Source organism: Burkholderia paludis (assembly GCF_000732615.1).
Taxonomy (GTDB): Bacteria; Pseudomonadota; Gammaproteobacteria; order Burkholderiales; family Burkholderiaceae; genus Burkholderia; species Burkholderia paludis.
Window position 1 is genome coordinate 1 of the sequence record NZ_JPGL01000055.1, and the last position, 17,582, is coordinate 17,582.

The window sequence follows — 17,582 nt, forward strand, 5'->3', positions numbered from 1 at the left end:
ATGCGGTAGCCAATCCGCGGATATCAGCGTGATCCACCGTCGAGACGTACTGCTACGCCGCCCTCAGGAAATTCGAATGGAACCTCTCAGAGAGAACTGAAAGCCGATCCCAATTGACAGCGGGAGTCATATCAGCCGTTCATCGCATACGGCCGCGTCATCACTTCGAGGAAGTGGCCGTCCGGATCGTCGAAATACACGCCGCGGCCACCGTTGTGACGGTAGATGTCGCCGGCTTGCCGCCTGGCCGGATCGGCCCAGTGCGCCAGCCCGCGCTCGCGAATGCGGGCGAGCACGCGATCGAAGCCGGCCTCGTCGATCAGGAACGCGTAGTGCTGCGCGTCGATCTTCCCCGTTTGTTCGTAAAAATCGAGCGACACGCCGTTGTCGAGCGGGACGACCAGCATCGCGCCGAACGGCGTCGGCGGCGGCAACTCCAGAAGCTCGGTGAGGAAGCGGCTCGACACGTGCTTGTCGCGGCACCAGACGATCGTATGGTTGAGCTGGACGTTCATGGTGTGGCCCCGTGAAGGGCACCGCGATGGGCATGCACACACGATAGCCGATAGCGGCCGCGGTTCAAGCGGGACAAGCCTGACAAGCGCGACAAGCGGCCGCCGGACGGGCGGCCGCTTCGATTACTCGCCGGCGATGGCCGGCCCGCCGGTATTGCCGCGGCGGTTGCGCCGCTTCTCGGCCCATACGCGGAAACGGTCCATGTACAGGTAGACGACCGGCGTCGTATAGAGCGTCAGCACTTGCGACACGATCAGGCCGCCGGCGATCGCGATCCCGAGCGGCGCGCGCAGCTCGGCGCCGTCGCCGTTGCCGAACGCGAGCGGCAGCGCGCCGAGCAGCGCCGCCATCGTCGTCATCATGATTGGGCGGAAGCGCAGCAGGCACGCCTCGTGGATCGCGTCGAACGACGACTTCCCGTTGTTGCGCGTCTGGTCGATCGCGAAGTCCACCATCATGATCGCGTTCTTCTTCACGATGCCGATCAGCAGGATCACGCCGATCAGCGCGATGATGCTGAATTCGGTCTTGAACAGCAGCAGCGCGAGCAGGGCGCCGACGCCGGCCGACGGCAGCGTCGACAGGATCGTGATCGGGTGGATATAGCTCTCGTACAGGATCCCGAGCACGATATAGACGGCCAGCAGCGCGGCGAGGATCAGGATCGGCTGGTCGTTCATCGACTGCTGGAACGCCTGTGCGGTGCCCTGGAAGCTGCCGACGATCGTCGGCGGGACGCCGATCTCGCCCATCGTCTGGTAAATCACCTGCGTGGCCTGCGACAGCGACACGCCCGGCGGCAGGTTGAACGAGATCGTCGTCGCGACGAACAGCCCCTGGTGGTTGACCGACAGCGGCGTCGTGCTCGGCCCGAACGTCGCGATGGCCGACAGCGGGATCATCGTCGACTGCGAGGTCGACACGGACGCGCCCGACGACGCGCTCGACTTGCCGCTCGACGCGATCGAGTTGAGCGCCTGGTTGCGCGCGGAATCGGACGCGATCGCCGCGGCGCTTTGCGCGGCCGTGCCGGCGCTCGACGTGCCGGCCGACGTCGCGACGTAGGTGCCGGCGGCCGCGTTGGTGGTCTGCGAACCGTTCGCGCTGCCGCCCGTCGTGCTGATCCACACCTGGTTCAGCATTTCCGGGTGCTGCCAGTATTTCGGCGCGACTTCCATCACGACGTGGTACTGGTTCAGCGGGTTGTAGATCGTCGAGACCTGGCGCTGGCCGAACGCGTCGTACAGCGTGTTGTCGATCTGCGACGGCGTGATGCCGAAGCGCGCGGCCGTCGCGCGGTCGATCGTGACCATCGACTCGAGGCCGCCTTGCTGCTGGTCGGAGTTCACGTCGGTCAGCTCGGGGAGCTTCTGCAGCGCCTCGGTCAGGATCGGCCCCCACTTGTACAGCTCGGTGCTCGAATCGCCGAGCAGCGTGAACTGGTACTGCGCGTTGCTCTGCCGGCCGCCGACGCGGATGTCCTGTGCAGCCTGCAGGAACGTGCGGGCGCCCGCGACGTCCGACAGCGGCGCGCGCAGCTGCTGGATCACCTGGTCGGCCGACAGCTTGCGCTCGGAACGATCCTTCAGCGTGACGAACATGAAGCCCGAGTTGGTCTGCGTGCCGCCGGTGAAGCCCGCGACGCTCTTCACGTTCGGGTTGTGCTGCACGATCCGCATCATCTCGGAGAACTTCAGCTTCATCGACTGGAACGACGTCGCCTGGTCGGCCTGGATGCCGCCGATCATCAGCCCGGTGTCCTGCTGCGGGAAGAAGCCCTTCGGCACGACGATGTACAGGTAGACGTTCAGCCCGACCGTCGCGACCAGGGTCAGCATGATCAGCAGCGGCCGGCGCAGCGCCCACGACAGCGAGCGCTCGTAACCGCGCTGCATGCGGCTGAAACAGCGTTCCAGGAATCGCGCGAAGCGCCCTTCGCTCTGCGGCGTGTGCGACTCGGGCAGCAGGCGCGCGCACATCATCGGCGTGACGGTGAGCGACACCGCGAGCGACACGGCGATCGCCAGCGACAGCGTCAGCGCGAACTCGCGGAACAGGCGCCCGACGATGCCGCCCATCAGCAGGATCGGCAGGAACACCGCGACGAGCGAGATGCTCATCGACAGCACCGTGAAGCCGACCTCGCGCGCGCCGTCGAACGCGGCCTGCATGCGGGTCTTGCCGTTTTCGATGTGCCGCGAGATGTTCTCGAGCACGACGATCGCATCGTCGACGACGAAGCCGGTCGCGACGATCAGCGCCATCAGCGACAGGTTGTCGATCGAGAAGCCGAGCAGGTACATCGCGCCGAACGTGCCGATGATCGAGATCGGCACCGCGACGCTCGGGATCAGCGTCGCGCGCCAGTTGCGCAGGAACAGGAACACGACCATCACGACCAGGCTGACCGCGATCAGCAGCGTGTGCTCGGTGTCCTTCAGCGACGCGCGAATGGTGGTCGAGCGGTCGAGCACGGGCGTGACGGTGATGTCGGCCGGCAGCGACGCGGTGAGCTGCGGCAGCGCGTCGCGCACGCGGTCGATCGTGTCGATGATGTTCGCGCCGGGCGAGCGGTAGAGGATCACGAGCACCGCGCGCTTGCCGTTCGACAGGCCGAGGTTGCGCAGGTCCTCGACCGAATCGACGACGTCGGACAGGTCGGACAGCCGGACGGCCGCGCCGTTGCGGTACGCGACGACCAGGTCGCGGTATTGCGACGCCTCGGACGCCTGGTCGTTCGTATAGAGCTGGTAGTGCTGCGGGCCGAACTCGATCGCGCCCTTCGGCGCGTTGGCGTTCGCGGAGGCGAGCGCCGCGCGCACGTCCTCCAGGCCGATCCCGTAGTGGAACAGCGCCTGCGGCTCCAGCTCGACCCGCACGGCCGGGTTCGCGGAGCCGCTCACCGACACCTGGCCGACCCCGTCGATCTGCGACAGCGACTGCTGCAGCACCGTCGACGCGGCGTCGTACAGCTTCGCGGCCGACGTGGTTTCCGACGTCAGCGACACGATCATGATCGGCGAATCGGCCGGGTTGACCTTGCGGTAGGTCGGGTTGCTCTTCAGCGCGGCGGGCAGGTCGGCGCGCGCCGCGTTGATCGCGGCCTGCACGTCGCGCGCGGCGCCGTCGATGTCGCGGTTCAGGCCGAACTGCAGGGTGATCCGCGAATTGCCGACCGTACTCGTCGACGTCATTTCGGTCACGTCGGCGATCGAGCCCAGGTGCCGCTCGAGCGGGCTCGTCACGCTGGTCGCGACGGTTTCCGGGCTTGCGCCCGGCAGCGACGCCTGCACCGAGATCGTCGGGAAGTCGACCTGCGGCAGCGGCGACACCGGCAGCTTGACGAATGCGAACAGGCCCGCGAGCGCGACGCCGATCGCGAGCAGCGTCGTCGCGACGGGGCGGGTGATGAAGGGGCGCGACAGGTTCATGTCGGCACTCGCTGGGCCGCCCCAAGGGGGCCGACCGCCCCCTTGGGGGGCAGCGAACGAAGTGAGCGTGGGAGTCGTTTCATTTACGCATCCGTGCGCGTGCCGGCGTGGGGGCCGTGGCGTTCGAACCAGCCGCGCACGCGGCGCGCGAGCGAGTCGAAGCCGAGGTAGATCACGGGTGTCGTGAACAGCGTCAGCACCTGCGACACGATCAGGCCGCCGGCGATCGCGATCCCGAGCGGCTGGCGCAGCTCGGAACCGGCGCCGGAGCCGACGATCAGCGGCACCGCGCCGAGCAGCGCGGCGAGCGTCGTCATCAGGATCGGCCGGAAGCGCAGCAGGCACGCCTGGTAGATCGCCTCGCGCGGCGGCTTGCCTTCGACGCGCTCGGCCTCGAGCGCGAAGTCGATCATCATGATCGCGTTCTTCTTCACGATGCCGATCAGCAGCACGATGCCGATGATCCCGATGATGTCGAGATCGTGCCCGGTGATCATCAGCGCGAGCAGCGCGCCGACGCCGGCCGACGGCAGCGTCGACAGGATCGTGATCGGGTGGATGTAGCTCTCGTACAGCACGCCGAGCACGATGTACATCGTGACGATCGCGGCGAGGATCAGGAACAGCTGGTTCGACAGCGACGCCTGGAACGCGAGCGCCGCGCCCTGGAAGCGCGTCTGGAACGACGCGGGCAGGCCGATGTCCTTCTCGGCGGCCTCGATCGCCTTGACGGCCTCGCCGAGCGACGCGCCCGGGGCGAGGTTGAACGACACGGTGGTCGACGGGAACTGCGACAGGTGCGCGACCAGCAGCGGCGACGGCCGCTCGTGGAACGACGCGATCGACGACAGCGGCACCTGGCCGCCGCCCGCCGACGGCAGGTAGATGTCGTTCAGCGATTGCGCGTAGTGCTGCTCCTTCGGCTCGGACTCGAGGATCACGCGGTACTGGTTCGACTGCGTGAAGATCGTCGACACGATGCGCTGGCCGAACGCGTCGTACAGCGCGTTGTCGACGGTCGCCGGCGTGATGCCGAAGCGCGCGGCGCTCGCGCGGTCGATCTCGATGTAGACCGACTGGCCGTTGCTCTGCAGGTCGGTCGCGACGTCGGCGAGCGACGGCTCCTGCTGCAGCCGGGTGACGAGCTTCGGCACCCAGGTCGCGAATTCGTCCGGGTTCGGGCTCGTCAGCATGAACTGGTACTGCGTCGGGCTGACGGTCGAGTCGATCGTCAGATCCTGCACCGACTGCATGAACAGCGAGATGCCGGTCACGTCGCGCACGCGGTGCTGAAGGTCGCGGATGATCTGCGCGGCCGTTTCGGAGCGGTCGTCGCGCGCCTTCAGGTTGATCAGCATCCGGCCGCTGTTCAGCGTGATGTTGCTGCCGTCCACGCCGATGAACGACGTCAGGCTGTCGACGTTCGGATCCTTCAGGATCTCGGTTGCGAGCGCCTGCTGACGTTCGGCCATCGCGCCGTACGAGATGGACTGCGGCGCCTGCGTGATCGCCTGGATCACGCCGGTATCCTGCGCGGGGAAGAAGCCCTTCGGCACGTAGACGTAGAGCAGGGCGGTCAGCGCGAGCGTCAGCAGCGCGACGACGAGCGTCGAGCGCTGGCGGTTCAGCACCCATTCGAGCGCGACCGCGTAGCGCGCGATCACCCAGTCGATCGCCCGGTGCACGCGCGCCTCGAAGCGATGGCTCTCGGGCGGCGGCGAATGGCGCAGCAGCTTCGCGCACATCATCGGCACGAGCGTGAGCGACACGATGGCCGAGATCACGATCGTCACCGCGAGCGTGATCGCGAATTCATGGAAGAGGCGCCCGACCACGTCGCCCATGAACAGCAGCGGGATCAGCACCGCGATCAGCGACACCGTCAGCGAGATGATCGTGAAGCCGATCTGCCTCGAGCCCTTCAGCGCGGCCTCGAGCCCCGACTCGCCTTCCTCGACGTAGCGCGCGATGTTCTCGATCATCACGATCGCGTCGTCGACGACGAAGCCGGTCGCGATGGTGAGCGCCATCAGCGACAGGTTGTTCAGCGAGAAGCCGGCCAGGTACATCACCGCGAGCGTCCCGATCAGAGACAGCGGTACGGACAGGCTCGGGATGATCGTCGCATAGATGTTCGCGAGGAACAGGTACATCACGAGTACGACGAGCGCGACCGCGAGCAGCAGCTCGAACTGCACGTCGCGCACCGCGGCGCGGATCATCGTGGTGCGGTCGGTGACGATCTGCACGTCGAGCGCGGCCGGCAGCGTTTCCTGCAGCTTCGGCAGTTGCGCCTTGATCGCGTCCACCGTCTGGATCACGTTCGCGCCCGGCTGGCGCTGCACGTTCAGGATGATCGCGGGTTCCGAATTCACCCATGCGCCGAGCTTGGTGTTTTCCGAGCCGGCGACGACGGTGGCGACGTCGGTGAGCATCACCGGGCGGCCGTTCTTGTAGGCGACGACGGCGCTGTTGTACTGGTCGGCGCTCGTGAGCTGGTCGTTCGCGTTGATCGTGTACGCGCGCGACGGGCCGTCGAAGTTGCCCTTCGGCGTGTTCACGTTCAGGTTCGAGATCGTCGTGCGCAGGTCGTCGAGGTTCATCCCGTACTGCGCGAGCGCGGTCGGGTTCGCCTGGATGCGCACGGCCGGGCGGTTGCCGCCCGACAGGCTGACGAGGCCGACGCCCGCGATCTGCGAAATCTTCATGGCGAGGCGCGTGTCGGCCAGGTCCTGCACCTGCGTGAGCGGCAGCGTCTTCGACGTGACGGCGAGGGTCAGCACCGGCGCGTCGGCCGGGTTGACCTTCGCGTAGATCGGCGGGGCAGGGAGGTCGGACGGCAGCAGGTTGCCGGCCGCGTTGATCGCGGCCTGCACTTCCTGTTCGGCGATGTCGAGCGGCAGGTCGAGCGAGAACTGCAGCGTGATCACGGACGAGCCGGCCGAGCTTTGCGACGACATCTGGTTCAGCGACGGCATCTGCCCGAACTGCCGTTCGAGCGGCGCGGTGACCGACGAGGTCATCACTTCCGGGCTCGCGCCCGGGTAGAAGGTCTGGACCTGGATCGTCGGATAGTCGACTTCCGGCAGCGCGGCGAGCGGCAGGAAGCGCAGCGCGACCAGACCGGCCAGCATGATCGCCGCCATCAGGAGCGCGGTGCCGACCGGCCGGAGAATGAAGATACGGGAGGGATTCATCGGGCGGCCCGCGCGTTATTGGGCCGCTGCCTGCGACGCGCCGTGCCGGTGTCCGTGATGGCCGCCGGCGCCCGAGGCCGCATGCGCGCCCGACGCGCCTTTCGGCCGGTCCGCCGGGATCGCGATCTTCGCGCCTTCGCGCAGCCGGTCGGAGCCGTCGGTCACCACGCGCTCGCCGATCGCGAGGCCGCTGACGATGCTCGTGCGCTCGCCGTCGACCGGGCCGGGCGTGACCTTGCGCACCGTCACCGTGTTGTCGGCGTTCACGACGTAGACGAACTGGCCGATCGAGCCGCTCAGCACGGCCGAGGTCGGCACGATCGTCGCGTTGCGCATCACGTCGACCAGCAGCCGGGTGTTCACGAACTGATTCGGAAACAGCATGCCGGCCTTGTTGTCGAAGTTCGCGCGCAGCTTGACCGTGCCGGTGCTCGTGTCGATCTGGTTGTCGAGCGTCGCGAGCGAGCCCGTCTCGAGCGGCACCGTGTTGTTGCGGTTGTACGCGGTGACCGACAGCGTCTGGCCGGCGTTCACCTGCTTGAGGATCTGCGGCAGGTTGTCTTCCGACGTCGTGAAGATCACGCTCATCGGCTGCAGCTGCGTGATCACGACGATGCCGTTGGTATCGCCCGGCGTCACGTAGTTGCCGGGGTCGACCTGGCGCAGGCCGACGCGGCCGGATACCGGCGCCGTGATGCGTGCATACGTGAGGTTCAGTTTCGCGGAATCGATCGCGGCCTGGTCGGTCTTGACCGCGCCTTCGTATTGCTTGACGAGCGACGCCTGCGTATCGACCGTCTGCGACGCGATCGAGTCCTGCGACAGCAGCGTCTGGTAGCGCTTCAGGTCGAGGCGGGCGGTCGCGAGCAACGCGGCGTCGCGCGCGTACGTGCCGTCGGCGTTCTCGAGGGCCACCTGGTACGGGCGCGGGTCGATCTGCGCGAGCAAGTCGCCTTTCTTGACGATCTGGCCTTCCTGGAACGCGACCGACTGCAGGTAGCCCGACAGCTGGGTCTTGACCGTCACGTTCGCGAGCGGCGTGACGGTGCCGAGTGCGGACAGCACGATCGGCATCTCGCCCTGCGTCGCGGTCGCGACCTGCACCGGCTGCGGAATGTTCGCCATGGCAGCGGGGCCGCCGCGGCCGCGATGGCCGCCGCCGTTGCCGCCGGAACTCGCGCCCGCGCCGCTCGCGGCGCTGCCGGCAGCCGGCGTGCGGCTCCACGGGTGCCACCACAGCAGGCCGCCGATGACGACGACCGCGAGCGCCCCGATCATCAGCTTACGGCGCGGTGGCCGTGCGTGGGGCGCGGGATCTTTCGAGGGAAGCGTGGGCTTTTGTTCGTTATCCATCGTGTTCTGTCAGGAAGACGGCGCGGCGTGCCGGGAATCGGACTGCTGGGCTGCGCGGGAGCGGGCGGTGCCGGTAGGGGCGGCCCGGCTCGGTCCGGGGCCCCGCCGGCGCGCGCGGGAAAAGAGCGGTGCGCGCCGCGAATGCGGCGCGACGATGGGCATGATGCTACGTCCCGTCCCCGTTAGAGTCCAGTGGTCTATCTTTCACTGGGTTACGGTCGTTACAGAACACGACAGGATGATGACGAAACGATTACACGCGGACGCGCCGGGCCGGCGCGCCGCCGATCTCGCGGGTGATTTTCGCGATGCATTCGTGCAGGGCGGGCACCACGTGTTCCCGCAGCCAGTCGGGCGGGCACTGATGCGACGCGCCGCCGCAATTCACCGAATAGCGCTGCCCCGACGGGCCGACGAAGCCGGCCGCGACGGCATTCAGGCCTTCGCGCCATTCGCCGATCGCGATCGCGTGGCCGTCGCGCATCGCGTCGTCCAGCGCGGGGTTGAGCCGCGCGGACACGTGCGGCCAGTCGTCGCCGGCCGTGGTGCGCAGCGAGTCGATCAGCAGGCGGCGCTCGTCGTCCTCGAGCGCGGCGAGATAGGCTCGGCCCACCGCGGTGCGCGCGATGTCCATCCGCGAGCCGATCTCGAGGCGCGTGACGAGCACGGCCGAGCGCGGCCGGATCACGTCGATCGCGACCATGTCGAGCCGGTCGCGCACCGCGAGGTGCACGGACAGCGACGTACGCTCGGCCAGCTCGATCATGAACGGCCGCGAACGCGCGCGGATGTCGAAGTTGCGCAGGAAACCGTGGCTCAGTTCGAGCACCGAGGCGGTGAGCACGAAGCGCTCGCTGTCGGGCAACTGGAACAGGAAGCCGGCGCTGACGAGCGTCGCGGTGATGCGCGAGACGGTCGGCTTCGGGATGCCGGTCAATTCGGCCAGCTCACGATTGCTGACGGGCGCATCGGCGGCCGCGATGCGGCGCAGCACGGCGAGGCCGCGGGCGAGTGCCGTGATCTCGTCGGGCGACGATTCACGGTCCCGGGACGCGGAAGGGGTTACAGTTGTGGACACGAGGGATTCTCTCTATTTCCGAAACTCAATTTCAATTTTGTTGGTATTGTAGGACTATTGTCAAAAGATGCATGTTCCGCGGGCGAACCGGTCACTGGATGATATTTTACGGGTTCACCCTTGGTTTATTAGGAAAACGCTCAAATGAGCGTTGCTGAAAAGTGCGTGAACCGGTGCAAATACCGCTTGACTTGTCGGGCGGAAACGGAAAGAATGTCTCACGTTTTCGAAACATCGTTTCAGGAGTTTAACCGGCAACGGTGTTTCGCGCAGTCTCTCAGGTTCTAGCACGGCCCTCGGAATGGCTAGAACTTTTTTAGCGCCACGGTCTCCGTGGCGCTTTTTTTTGCCTGTTTTACCGCGCATCCGCCCGGACGCGTCAGACCCGCATTATCCCCCGATCGTTGCAAACACCCGTTCGAACCCGCGCGGCGCATGCCGGCATGTACGGTTCGTGCGATTCGCGCGCGCAAAAAAAAGCGCGACACCCGCACTGGGCATCGCGCATGAAACGGCGTGGAGCGCCGACGAATGAACGGTGATGAAGAAAGTGGCGGCCGGCGAGGTCCGGCCGGCCAGCGGAGGCGGGCCTCCTCGCGCGATCCGGTCAGGCCTTCACGAGCTTGATGCCGGTCTGCTCGGCGGTCAGGTAGCCGACGCTCGCGCCGAAGCGGTCCTTGAAGTTCGCGCGCACGAGCGGATCGAGCGTCGGCTTGACCTTGTCGTGCAGCGGCGACTCCCAGTCGCCCGCATGCTGGAAGTTGCTCATGATGTAGGTCCAGCCGTTGATCTCGTCGACCGCGTGCAGGCCGGTCGATTCCGCGCCGGCCGGACACGACAGCACGCGCACGAGCGACTTCGTGTCGACGTTGTAGGCCCACAGGAAGTTGTTCACGTGCATGCCCGAGTCTTCGCCGATGAAGAGCGTGCGCAGCTTTTCGGAGTACTTCAGGTTGTCGGGGTTCGCGATCTTGTCCGGGTTCGCGAGGTTGCCGAGCCCGTCGGCCGCGGCGAGATCCTCGCCGACGAGCGCGGCAGGCGCGCCCATGTCGACCGGCACCCACTCGCTGTCGATCGCGCCGCCCGTCGTGTCGCGCTGGCTGCCCTTCAGGTTCAGCGCGTAGACGGCGCCCGCCGCGATCTTCTTGTCGACCGCGACGTCGCGCGATACGGCGTTGCCCTTGACCATCGACGTCTCGATTCGCGACATCGCGGTGTAGACGATCTTGTCCTTCGCGTTCACGGTCGTGCCTTCGAGCTTCGTGAAGCCCATGCTGCCGCCGAGCAGCGCCGCGTAGCGGTGTGTCTCGAGGAACGCGGCGGCCTTTTCCATCCCCGGCTTCACGCGCATCCAGTTGAACTTGCCGCCGAAGTGGATCTTCGTAAAGCCCGGATCGTTCGGGTCGGTGGTCGTCAGGTCCATGATGTCCGACGCCTTCAGCGTGTTCGCGAGCGTTTCGATTTCGCCGCTCGTCGCGTGGCCGATCCGGATCCACGTCAGCGTCGCGGTGCCTGCGCCGGCGGACGACGTCTGCGCCCACTTCGCGACGTACAGCGTGCCGGCCGACAGGTCGGCCGCCTTGTCGGCGACGAACATGAACAGGCCGCCGTTGGTGGCGTCGTCACCCATCATCACGGTGCGCTGGTCCGGCATCACCTGGATCAGTTCGTGCGAGATGCGGCCGAGGCAGTAGTGCTTCTTCACGGTGCCCGTGCCGTCCGGATTCACGGTGATCTCGGGCAGGTGGCCGTAGTGGTAGGGGTTCGCCTTCGTTTCGTCGCCGAACGTGTTCTTGCTGAACGCCTTGAACTGCGCGTCGGTAGCGACCTTCGTCGCGTCCGGCTCGTATTCCTCGCTCGACAGATGCGTGCCCCACGGCGACAGGCTCGCGCCGCAGGTGATCCACAGGCCGTGCGCCTTCGACGTGTCGACGTTGTGATACTTGACGACCTTCAGCGCGCCGTTGGCCGGATCCTGATCGAGCGTCAGCACCGCGATCGGCGAAGGCAGCTGCCCGTACTGCGATGCGCTGGCCTGATCGCGCGTCGTGTATTCGAACTGCACGACCGCGAACACCGTATTGCCTTTCACGCCGGGCACGTTCGCGTTCTTCAGCGTGAGCAGCGAACTGCCGTCAGGGCAGTCGGAATAGAACTGGCGCTCCTTGCCGGGCACCGAACGGTCGATGATCGGCTGGTTGTTGATGTCGTAGTAGCCGCCCGCGAGCGTCGTGCCGCCCTTGCCGTCCGGCAGCAGGTCGCCCGTCACGAAGAACGGCCGGTACGCCAGCTTGAAGTTGCGCGTCGAGCCATCCGAAAAGGACACCGACAGCGTCGAGCCGACCGTCGTCGTCGCCATGGCGGCCGCGTTGTCGAGCGTGGGCGCGGCCATCGCCGAGAACGCTGCCGACGTGTAGGCGGCGGCCACCGGGGCCGGCGTCGACGCCGGATTGTCGTCGCCGCCGCAACCCGTCAGCAGGGCCGGCAGCGCGAGACCGGAAAGGGGAAGCATCGGCGCACCGGCGAGGATCTTCAGGGCCTGACGACGGGAAGCATTGGGCAACGCGGGCATGTGGAGTCCAGTTTCAGTTGTTGGAAGAATGGCCTTCGCGAAGCAGGCGAACAGCAAGCTTCGAGAAGGCAAATTGAAAACTGGACGGAAGTGTAAGGACGCTGGATGAAAGTTTTTTGAATTGAAAACGTAATGATGCTTCGGATGTTCGTCAGGTGCTCAATCGCGCTCGGGGGTTGCCGAGATGCGATGGATCGACAGGTCCGCGCCGTCGAATTCGGCTTCGCGGTCGAGGCGCAGTCCGACGGTCGCTTTCAGCGCGCCGTAGACGAGCGTGCCGCCCGCGGTCGCGATCACGATGCCGCCGAGCGTGCCGACGAGTTGCGACATGAACGACACGCCGCCGAGCCCGCCGAGCGCGGGCAGGCCGAACACGCCGGCCGCCAGGCCGCCGAGCGCGCCGCACATGCCGTGCAGCGGCCACACGCCGAGCACGTCGTCGATGCGCCATCTGTTCTGCACGCAGGTGAACATCGCGACGAACAGCGCACCGGCCGCCGCGCCGGTGACCAGCGCGCCGATCGGGTGCATCACGTCGGAGCCCGCGCACACCGCGACGAGGCCCGCGAGCGGCCCGTTGTAGGTGAAGCCCGGATCGTTGCGGCCGGCCATCCACGCGGCGAGCGTGCCGCCGACCATCGCCATCAGCGAGTTCACGGCGACGAGGCCGCTGATCTTGTCGAGCGTCTGCGCGCTCATCACGTTGAAGCCGAACCAGCCGACCGCGAGCACCCACGCACCGAGCGCGAGGAACGGGATGTTCGACGGCGGGTGCGCGGCAATCCGGCCGTCCTTCGCATAGCGGCCATGGCGTGCCCCGAGCAGCAGCACCGCCGGCAGCGCGACCCAGCCGCCGAACGCATGCACGACGACGGAGCCCGCGAAATCGTGGAACGGCGCGCCGAACGCATGCGTGAGCCAGGCCTGCACGCCGAACCGTTCGTTCCAGGCGATTCCCTCGAAGAACGGGTAGATGAAGCCGACGATGATCAGCGTCGCGACGAGCTGCGGGTTGAACTTCGCGCGCTCGGCGATACCGCCGGACACGATCGCGGGAATCGCCGCGGCGAAGGTCAGCAGGAAGAAGAAGCGCACGAGCGCGTAACCGCTGTGCTGCGACAGCGTGCCGATGTCGTCGAAGAATTCGACGCCGTACGCGATGGTGTAGCCGATGAAGAAGTACGCGAGCGTCGACACGGAGAAGTCGACCAGGATCTTCACGAGCGCGTTGACCTGGTTCTTCTTGCGGACCGTGCCCAACTCGAGGAATGCGAAGCCCGCGTGCATCGCGAGCACCATGACGGCGCCGATCAACAGGAACAGTGTATCGACGCCGGATTTCAGACCATCCATGCCGTGGCTTCCTTGCGCAAAAAACGGGCAAGGAACGCAAGTATCGAGCCAACCTGGTGAACGACTGCGTGAAATTGGTGCTCAGGCAATGCGCGATGCGGCATTCCGGTGAATCGTGCACGGGATCGGGGCGCTCCCGGCATGAGGCGGGCGCCGTGCCGGGTGCCCGCGCGTGGTGCGGCAGGTACGGAACTGGTGCGTGAACGGGCGCGGGCGCCGCGGCGTGGTGCGCGATGGTGCGCCATCACGCACCGATCTGGCGCGTCAGTAGCGGGCGAACAGTGGCTGCGGCCGGCGCAGCCGCAGCGCGCACGCCGACCAATAGGCCGCGACGGTCGACAGCCCCAGCGCGGCGAATGCGAGGGCGGCGAAGCCTGCAAGCGACTGGCCGTCGCCGTCGGGGCCGAGGATGCCTTCCGCCACGATCAGCGCGGCTGTCCAGAAGCCGATTATGGCCTGCGTGAGCAGGCGGGCGCATGCGACGCGGCGCGGGCGCCCGGATTCGGCCAGACGGCGCGCCGATGGCGGGCGCAGGCACAGGAACAGGGTGGCTGCGAGCAGCGCGGCGAGGGCGATGAACCAGTCGATGAGGAAAGCCATGAGAAAAAAGGGACACGTATGAAGCGGGTTGAAGCATGCCCACTTTAGTGTCATCGCACCTGCGATTAAATCAGACAAATCCGAAATTGGAAGGTATTTTTAATGTGCCGGCGACATTGGGCCCGTTTCAGAGGCGGTATCATCGACACTGGTACAACTACGAGGTCGTGTCACGCACGGCTGGAGATTGTTGATGAAGATGAAGATGTCGCGGGCGCGTCGCGTGCCCGGGTCCCTGCTGGCCGCTGCGGCCGCCGGCGCGTTGCTGTTGCTCGCCGGCTGCGAGAAGTCCGCCACGCCGGTGGCGCAACCCGATACGGCCGCCAGCGCGGCCGCCGATGCCGCGGACCATGCGGCCAAGGCGCTCGACCAGATGGCGAGCACCGTCAACCAGCAGCTCAACGCCGCGAAGGCCGGCATCGCGTCCGCGGCGTCGGCCGTGCCGCCGTTGTCCGCGAGCGGCCTCGCGTCGGCGGCGCAGGCGCAGATCGACGCGACGGCTTCCGCGGTCGTCGCGCACGCGGCTTCCGAAGCCGGCGCGAAGATCGCGGAAGCCGGCAAGAAGCTCCAGCAGTGGAGCCAGCAGAACGCCGCGGGCGCCAAGCCCGCGAGCGGCGAGTAACGCGGACTTGCATGATCCGCTAAATGTAATTATAGTAGTTACACATGTCGCCGGCCGCGGGATGGGCCGGCGTCGACGAGTGAGTCAGGAATGAATACCAGCAGCCGGTTCGCGTTTGCCGTCCACGTGCTCGCCTTGCTGTCGATGCAGGAAGGGGTGCCGCTGTCGTCCGACATCATCGCGGGCAGCGTGAACACGAATCCGGCGCTGATCCGCCGGCTGTTGTCGATGCTCGCGGCGGCCGGGCTGACCACGTCGCAACTGGGCGCGGGCGGCGGTGCGCTGCTGGCGCGCGAGCCGGGCGAGATCACGCTGTTCGACGTCTATCGCGCGGTCGACGATGCGCAACTGTTCGCGCTGCACCGCGAGGCGCCGAATCCCGCGTGCCTGGTCGGCCGGCATATCCAGGGCGCGCTGATCGGCTATATCGGCGACGCGCAGCGTGCAATGGAGGCCTCGCTCGCAACGCGCACGCTGGCGGACGTCACGGCCGACATGCTGGATTGCGAGCAGCGCACGCAGCACGCGACGCAGGCCGGCGGATAGCCGGTGGCGGCAGGCAGGGCAGGAAGCCGGGCGGCGCGCATGCGCGGCGGCCGGCGCAACAGGGGCTTTGCCCCGTTTTTTTCGACCTTTTGTGTAATTAATTCGGTTACATTTTTTCTTTCTGGAGAATCGACATGACGCAACGTACCTTGAATATCGCGCTGTTCGGCGCCACCGGCACGATCGGCTCGCGCATCGCGGCGGAAGCCGTGCGACGCGGCCATCGCGTGACCGCGTTGTCGCGCCGTCCCGGCGCGGCCGGCGACGGCATCGCCGTGCAGGCGGCCGACCTGTCCGACGCGGCCAGCATCGCGGCCGCGCTGCCGGGCCATGACGTCGTCGCAAGCGCGTACGGCCCGAAGCAGGAAGACGCGGCGAAGATCGTCGCGGCCGCGAAGGCGCTGGTTGCCGGCGTGCGCCAGGCGGGCCTGAAGCGCCTGGTCGTGGTGGGCGGCGCCGGTTCGCTCGAAGTCGCGCCCGGCAAGCAGCTGGTGGACGGCGAGGGCTTCCCGGAAGCGTACAAGGCAGTCGCGCTCGCGCATCGCGACGCGTTCGACTACCTGAAGACGGTCGGCGATCTCGACTGGACGTTCTTCGCGCCGGCTGCGCTGATCGCGCCGGGCGAACGCACGGGCACGTTCCGCACCGGCGTCGGCAAGCTGATCGTGGATGCGCAGGGCAACAGCAAGATCTCCGCGGAAGACTACGCGATCGCGTTCGTCGACGCGCTCGAGCAGGGCAGCTTCGTGCGCGAGATCGCGACGGCCGCGTATTGAGCGGCACACCGGCCGGCGGCGTACGTGCGCCGGAGCGGTCGCGGCGTGCGGGCCGCCCGGTGCGGCCACTTCGGGCGATTCCACCCTGACGGGCGGTGTCGCCCGATCGGTTTGGCGCGAGCGGCGTGCCGGATCGGTGTTTATCCCGGTCGACGCGGCGAGGCGGTTTTCATATTGTTCCCCGTTGTGCAGGATGCATAGAATAAATTTCTATCGACGAGGGACTGGGGAAATGGACGCCATCGATCGCAAGCTGCTGGAGTTGCTGCAGGCGGATGCCACACTGCCGATCGCGGAACTGGCGCAGCGCGTGAACCTGTCGCAGACGCCGTGCTGGAAGCGCGTGCAGCGGCTCAAGGAAAGCGGCGCGATTCGCGCACAGGTCGCGCTATGCGATCCGCGCAAGCTCGGGGTCGGCACCACCGTGTTCGTCGCGATCCGCACGAACCAGCACACCGAGGAATGGGCGCAGCGTTTCACGCAGGCGGTGCGCGACATGCCGGAAGTGGTCGAGGTGTATCGAATGAGCGGCGAGACCGACTACCTGCTGCGCGTCGTGGTGGCCGGCATCGACGATTACGACCGCGTCTACAAGCAACTGATTCGCGCGGTGCCGTTGTTCGATGTCAGCTCGTCGTTCGCGATGGAGCAGATCAAGTATTCGACCGCGCTGCCCGTGCGCGATCTCGCCGAGCCGGCGTAGCGGGGCGGCGGCGCGGCACGGACGCAACCCGTGCCGGGCGACGCGGGCGGCGGTGCGGCGTCAGCGGCCGCGCGCCAGTGCGCGCGCGCGTTCGTCGGCCAGCGCGTCGCGGCGCACGAAATCCGCGACGAACGGGCTGGCCGGGTGGTGGTGCAGCGCATACGGCGTATCCCATTGCGCGAGCCGGCCATCCTTCATCACGCCGATCCGGTCGGCGATCGCGAATGCCTCGGCCTGGTTGTGCGTGACGAGGATCGCCGTGTGACCGGTGCGTTTCAGGATGTCGCGCAGTTCGAACGCGAGCCGCTCGCGCGTATCGACGTCGAGGTTCGAGAACGGCTCGTCGAGCAACAGCAGCTCCGGCGACGGCGCGAGCGCGCGGGCCAGTGCAACGCGCTGCTGCTGGCCGCCCGACAGCTCGTGCGGAAACGCATCGCCGGAATCGGCCAGGCCGACGAGCGCGAGCATCTCCGCGACCCGCCGGCGCCGTTCGGCCTTCGGCTTGCGCCGCAGACCGAACGCGACGTTGTCGGCCGTGCTCAGGTGCGGGAACAGCGCGTAATCCTGGAACATCATGCCGATGCGCCGGCGTTCGGGCGGCACGTCGAGCGACGGCGCGGCGACGGGCGAGCCGTCCAGCATGATGCGCCCCATGCGCACCGGTTCGAAGCCGGCGATCGCGCGCAGCACGGTGGTCTTGCCGCAGCCCGACGCGCCGAGCAGGCAGCCGATGTCGCCGCGCGGCAACGCGAGACTCAGCCCGTCGACCACCGTGCGGCGGCCGTGCGGCGTGTCGTAGGCGAGGCAGAGGTCGTCGAGTTCGAGCAGGTTCACG

Annotated in this window: 13 protein-coding genes; 4 read left to right on the forward strand and 9 right to left on the reverse strand. The window is 67.2% G+C overall.

Annotated elements, in window-relative coordinates; all coding sequences use genetic code 11:
- Positions 1–131 precede the first annotated feature (131 nt).
- From GQ56_RS0128180 to GQ56_RS0128215, 8 genes are all read right to left on the reverse strand, one after another.
- Positions 132–515 (reverse strand): VOC family protein, encoded by a 384-nt coding sequence (locus GQ56_RS0128180; protein WP_031401838.1) that lies wholly within the window; start codon positions 513–515, stop codon positions 132–134.
- A 123-nt stretch (positions 516–638) separates the two neighbouring features.
- On the reverse strand, positions 639–3,947 hold the full coding sequence (locus GQ56_RS0128185; protein ID WP_031401839.1) for an efflux RND transporter permease subunit: 3,309 nt from the start codon (positions 3,945–3,947) through the stop codon (positions 639–641).
- 83 nt (positions 3,948–4,030) lie between these two features.
- Positions 4,031–7,144: an MdtB/MuxB family multidrug efflux RND transporter permease subunit gene (locus GQ56_RS0128190; RefSeq protein ID WP_031401840.1), complete on the reverse strand. Its 3,114-nt coding sequence runs from the start codon at positions 7,142–7,144 to the stop codon at positions 4,031–4,033.
- A gap of 15 nt (positions 7,145–7,159) precedes the next feature.
- Positions 7,160–8,497 carry an MdtA/MuxA family multidrug efflux RND transporter periplasmic adaptor subunit gene (locus GQ56_RS0128195; RefSeq protein ID WP_031401841.1) on the reverse strand — a complete coding sequence of 446 codons (1,338 nt, stop codon included), beginning with the start codon at positions 8,495–8,497 and terminating at the stop codon, positions 7,160–7,162.
- A gap of 253 nt (positions 8,498–8,750) precedes the next feature.
- A complete protein-coding gene (locus GQ56_RS0128200) occupies positions 8,751–9,575 on the reverse strand; it encodes an IclR family transcriptional regulator (RefSeq protein WP_031401842.1) in 825 nt (274 codons plus the stop codon).
- Positions 9,576–10,182: 607 nt separating this feature from the next.
- Positions 10,183–12,147: a PhoX family protein gene (locus tag GQ56_RS0128205; protein ID WP_031401843.1), complete on the reverse strand. Its 1,965-nt coding sequence runs from the start codon at positions 12,145–12,147 to the stop codon at positions 10,183–10,185.
- Positions 12,148–12,306: 159 nt separating this feature from the next.
- Positions 12,307–13,500 carry an ammonium transporter gene (locus tag GQ56_RS0128210; protein ID WP_031401844.1) on the reverse strand — a complete coding sequence of 398 codons (1,194 nt, stop codon included), beginning with the start codon at positions 13,498–13,500 and terminating at the stop codon, positions 12,307–12,309.
- Positions 13,501–13,764: 264 nt separating this feature from the next.
- Positions 13,765–14,100, reverse strand: a complete 336-nt coding sequence (locus GQ56_RS0128215) for a hypothetical protein (protein ID WP_031401845.1) — start codon at positions 14,098–14,100, stop codon at positions 13,765–13,767.
- A gap of 193 nt (positions 14,101–14,293) precedes the next feature.
- Here GQ56_RS0128215 and GQ56_RS0128220 point away from each other — a divergent pair, with 193 nt between their 5' ends.
- The 4 genes from GQ56_RS0128220 to GQ56_RS0128235 all read left to right on the forward strand — a co-directional run bounded on the left by GQ56_RS0128220 (position 14,294) and on the right by GQ56_RS0128235 (position 16,747).
- A complete protein-coding gene (locus GQ56_RS0128220; RefSeq protein ID WP_031401846.1) occupies positions 14,294–14,722 on the forward strand; it encodes a hypothetical protein in 429 nt (142 codons plus the stop codon).
- A gap of 90 nt (positions 14,723–14,812) precedes the next feature.
- A complete protein-coding gene (locus GQ56_RS0128225) occupies positions 14,813–15,268 on the forward strand; it encodes an Rrf2 family transcriptional regulator (protein ID WP_031401847.1) in 456 nt (151 codons plus the stop codon).
- A gap of 134 nt (positions 15,269–15,402) precedes the next feature.
- Positions 15,403–16,044: an NAD(P)-dependent oxidoreductase gene (locus tag GQ56_RS0128230; RefSeq protein WP_031401848.1), complete on the forward strand. Its 642-nt coding sequence runs from the start codon at positions 15,403–15,405 to the stop codon at positions 16,042–16,044.
- 232 nt (positions 16,045–16,276) lie between these two features.
- The gene (locus GQ56_RS0128235; RefSeq protein WP_031401849.1) at positions 16,277–16,747 is read left to right on the forward strand and encodes an Lrp/AsnC family transcriptional regulator; all 471 of its coding nucleotides are present in this window, start codon (positions 16,277–16,279) and stop codon (positions 16,745–16,747) included.
- A gap of 60 nt (positions 16,748–16,807) precedes the next feature.
- Here GQ56_RS0128235 and GQ56_RS0128240 read toward each other — a convergent pair whose 3' ends face one another.
- The gene (locus tag GQ56_RS0128240; protein ID WP_031401850.1) at positions 16,808–17,581 is read right to left on the reverse strand and encodes an ABC transporter ATP-binding protein; all 774 of its coding nucleotides are present in this window, start codon (positions 17,579–17,581) and stop codon (positions 16,808–16,810) included.
- Between the last annotated feature and the right edge of the window lies 1 nt (position 17,582).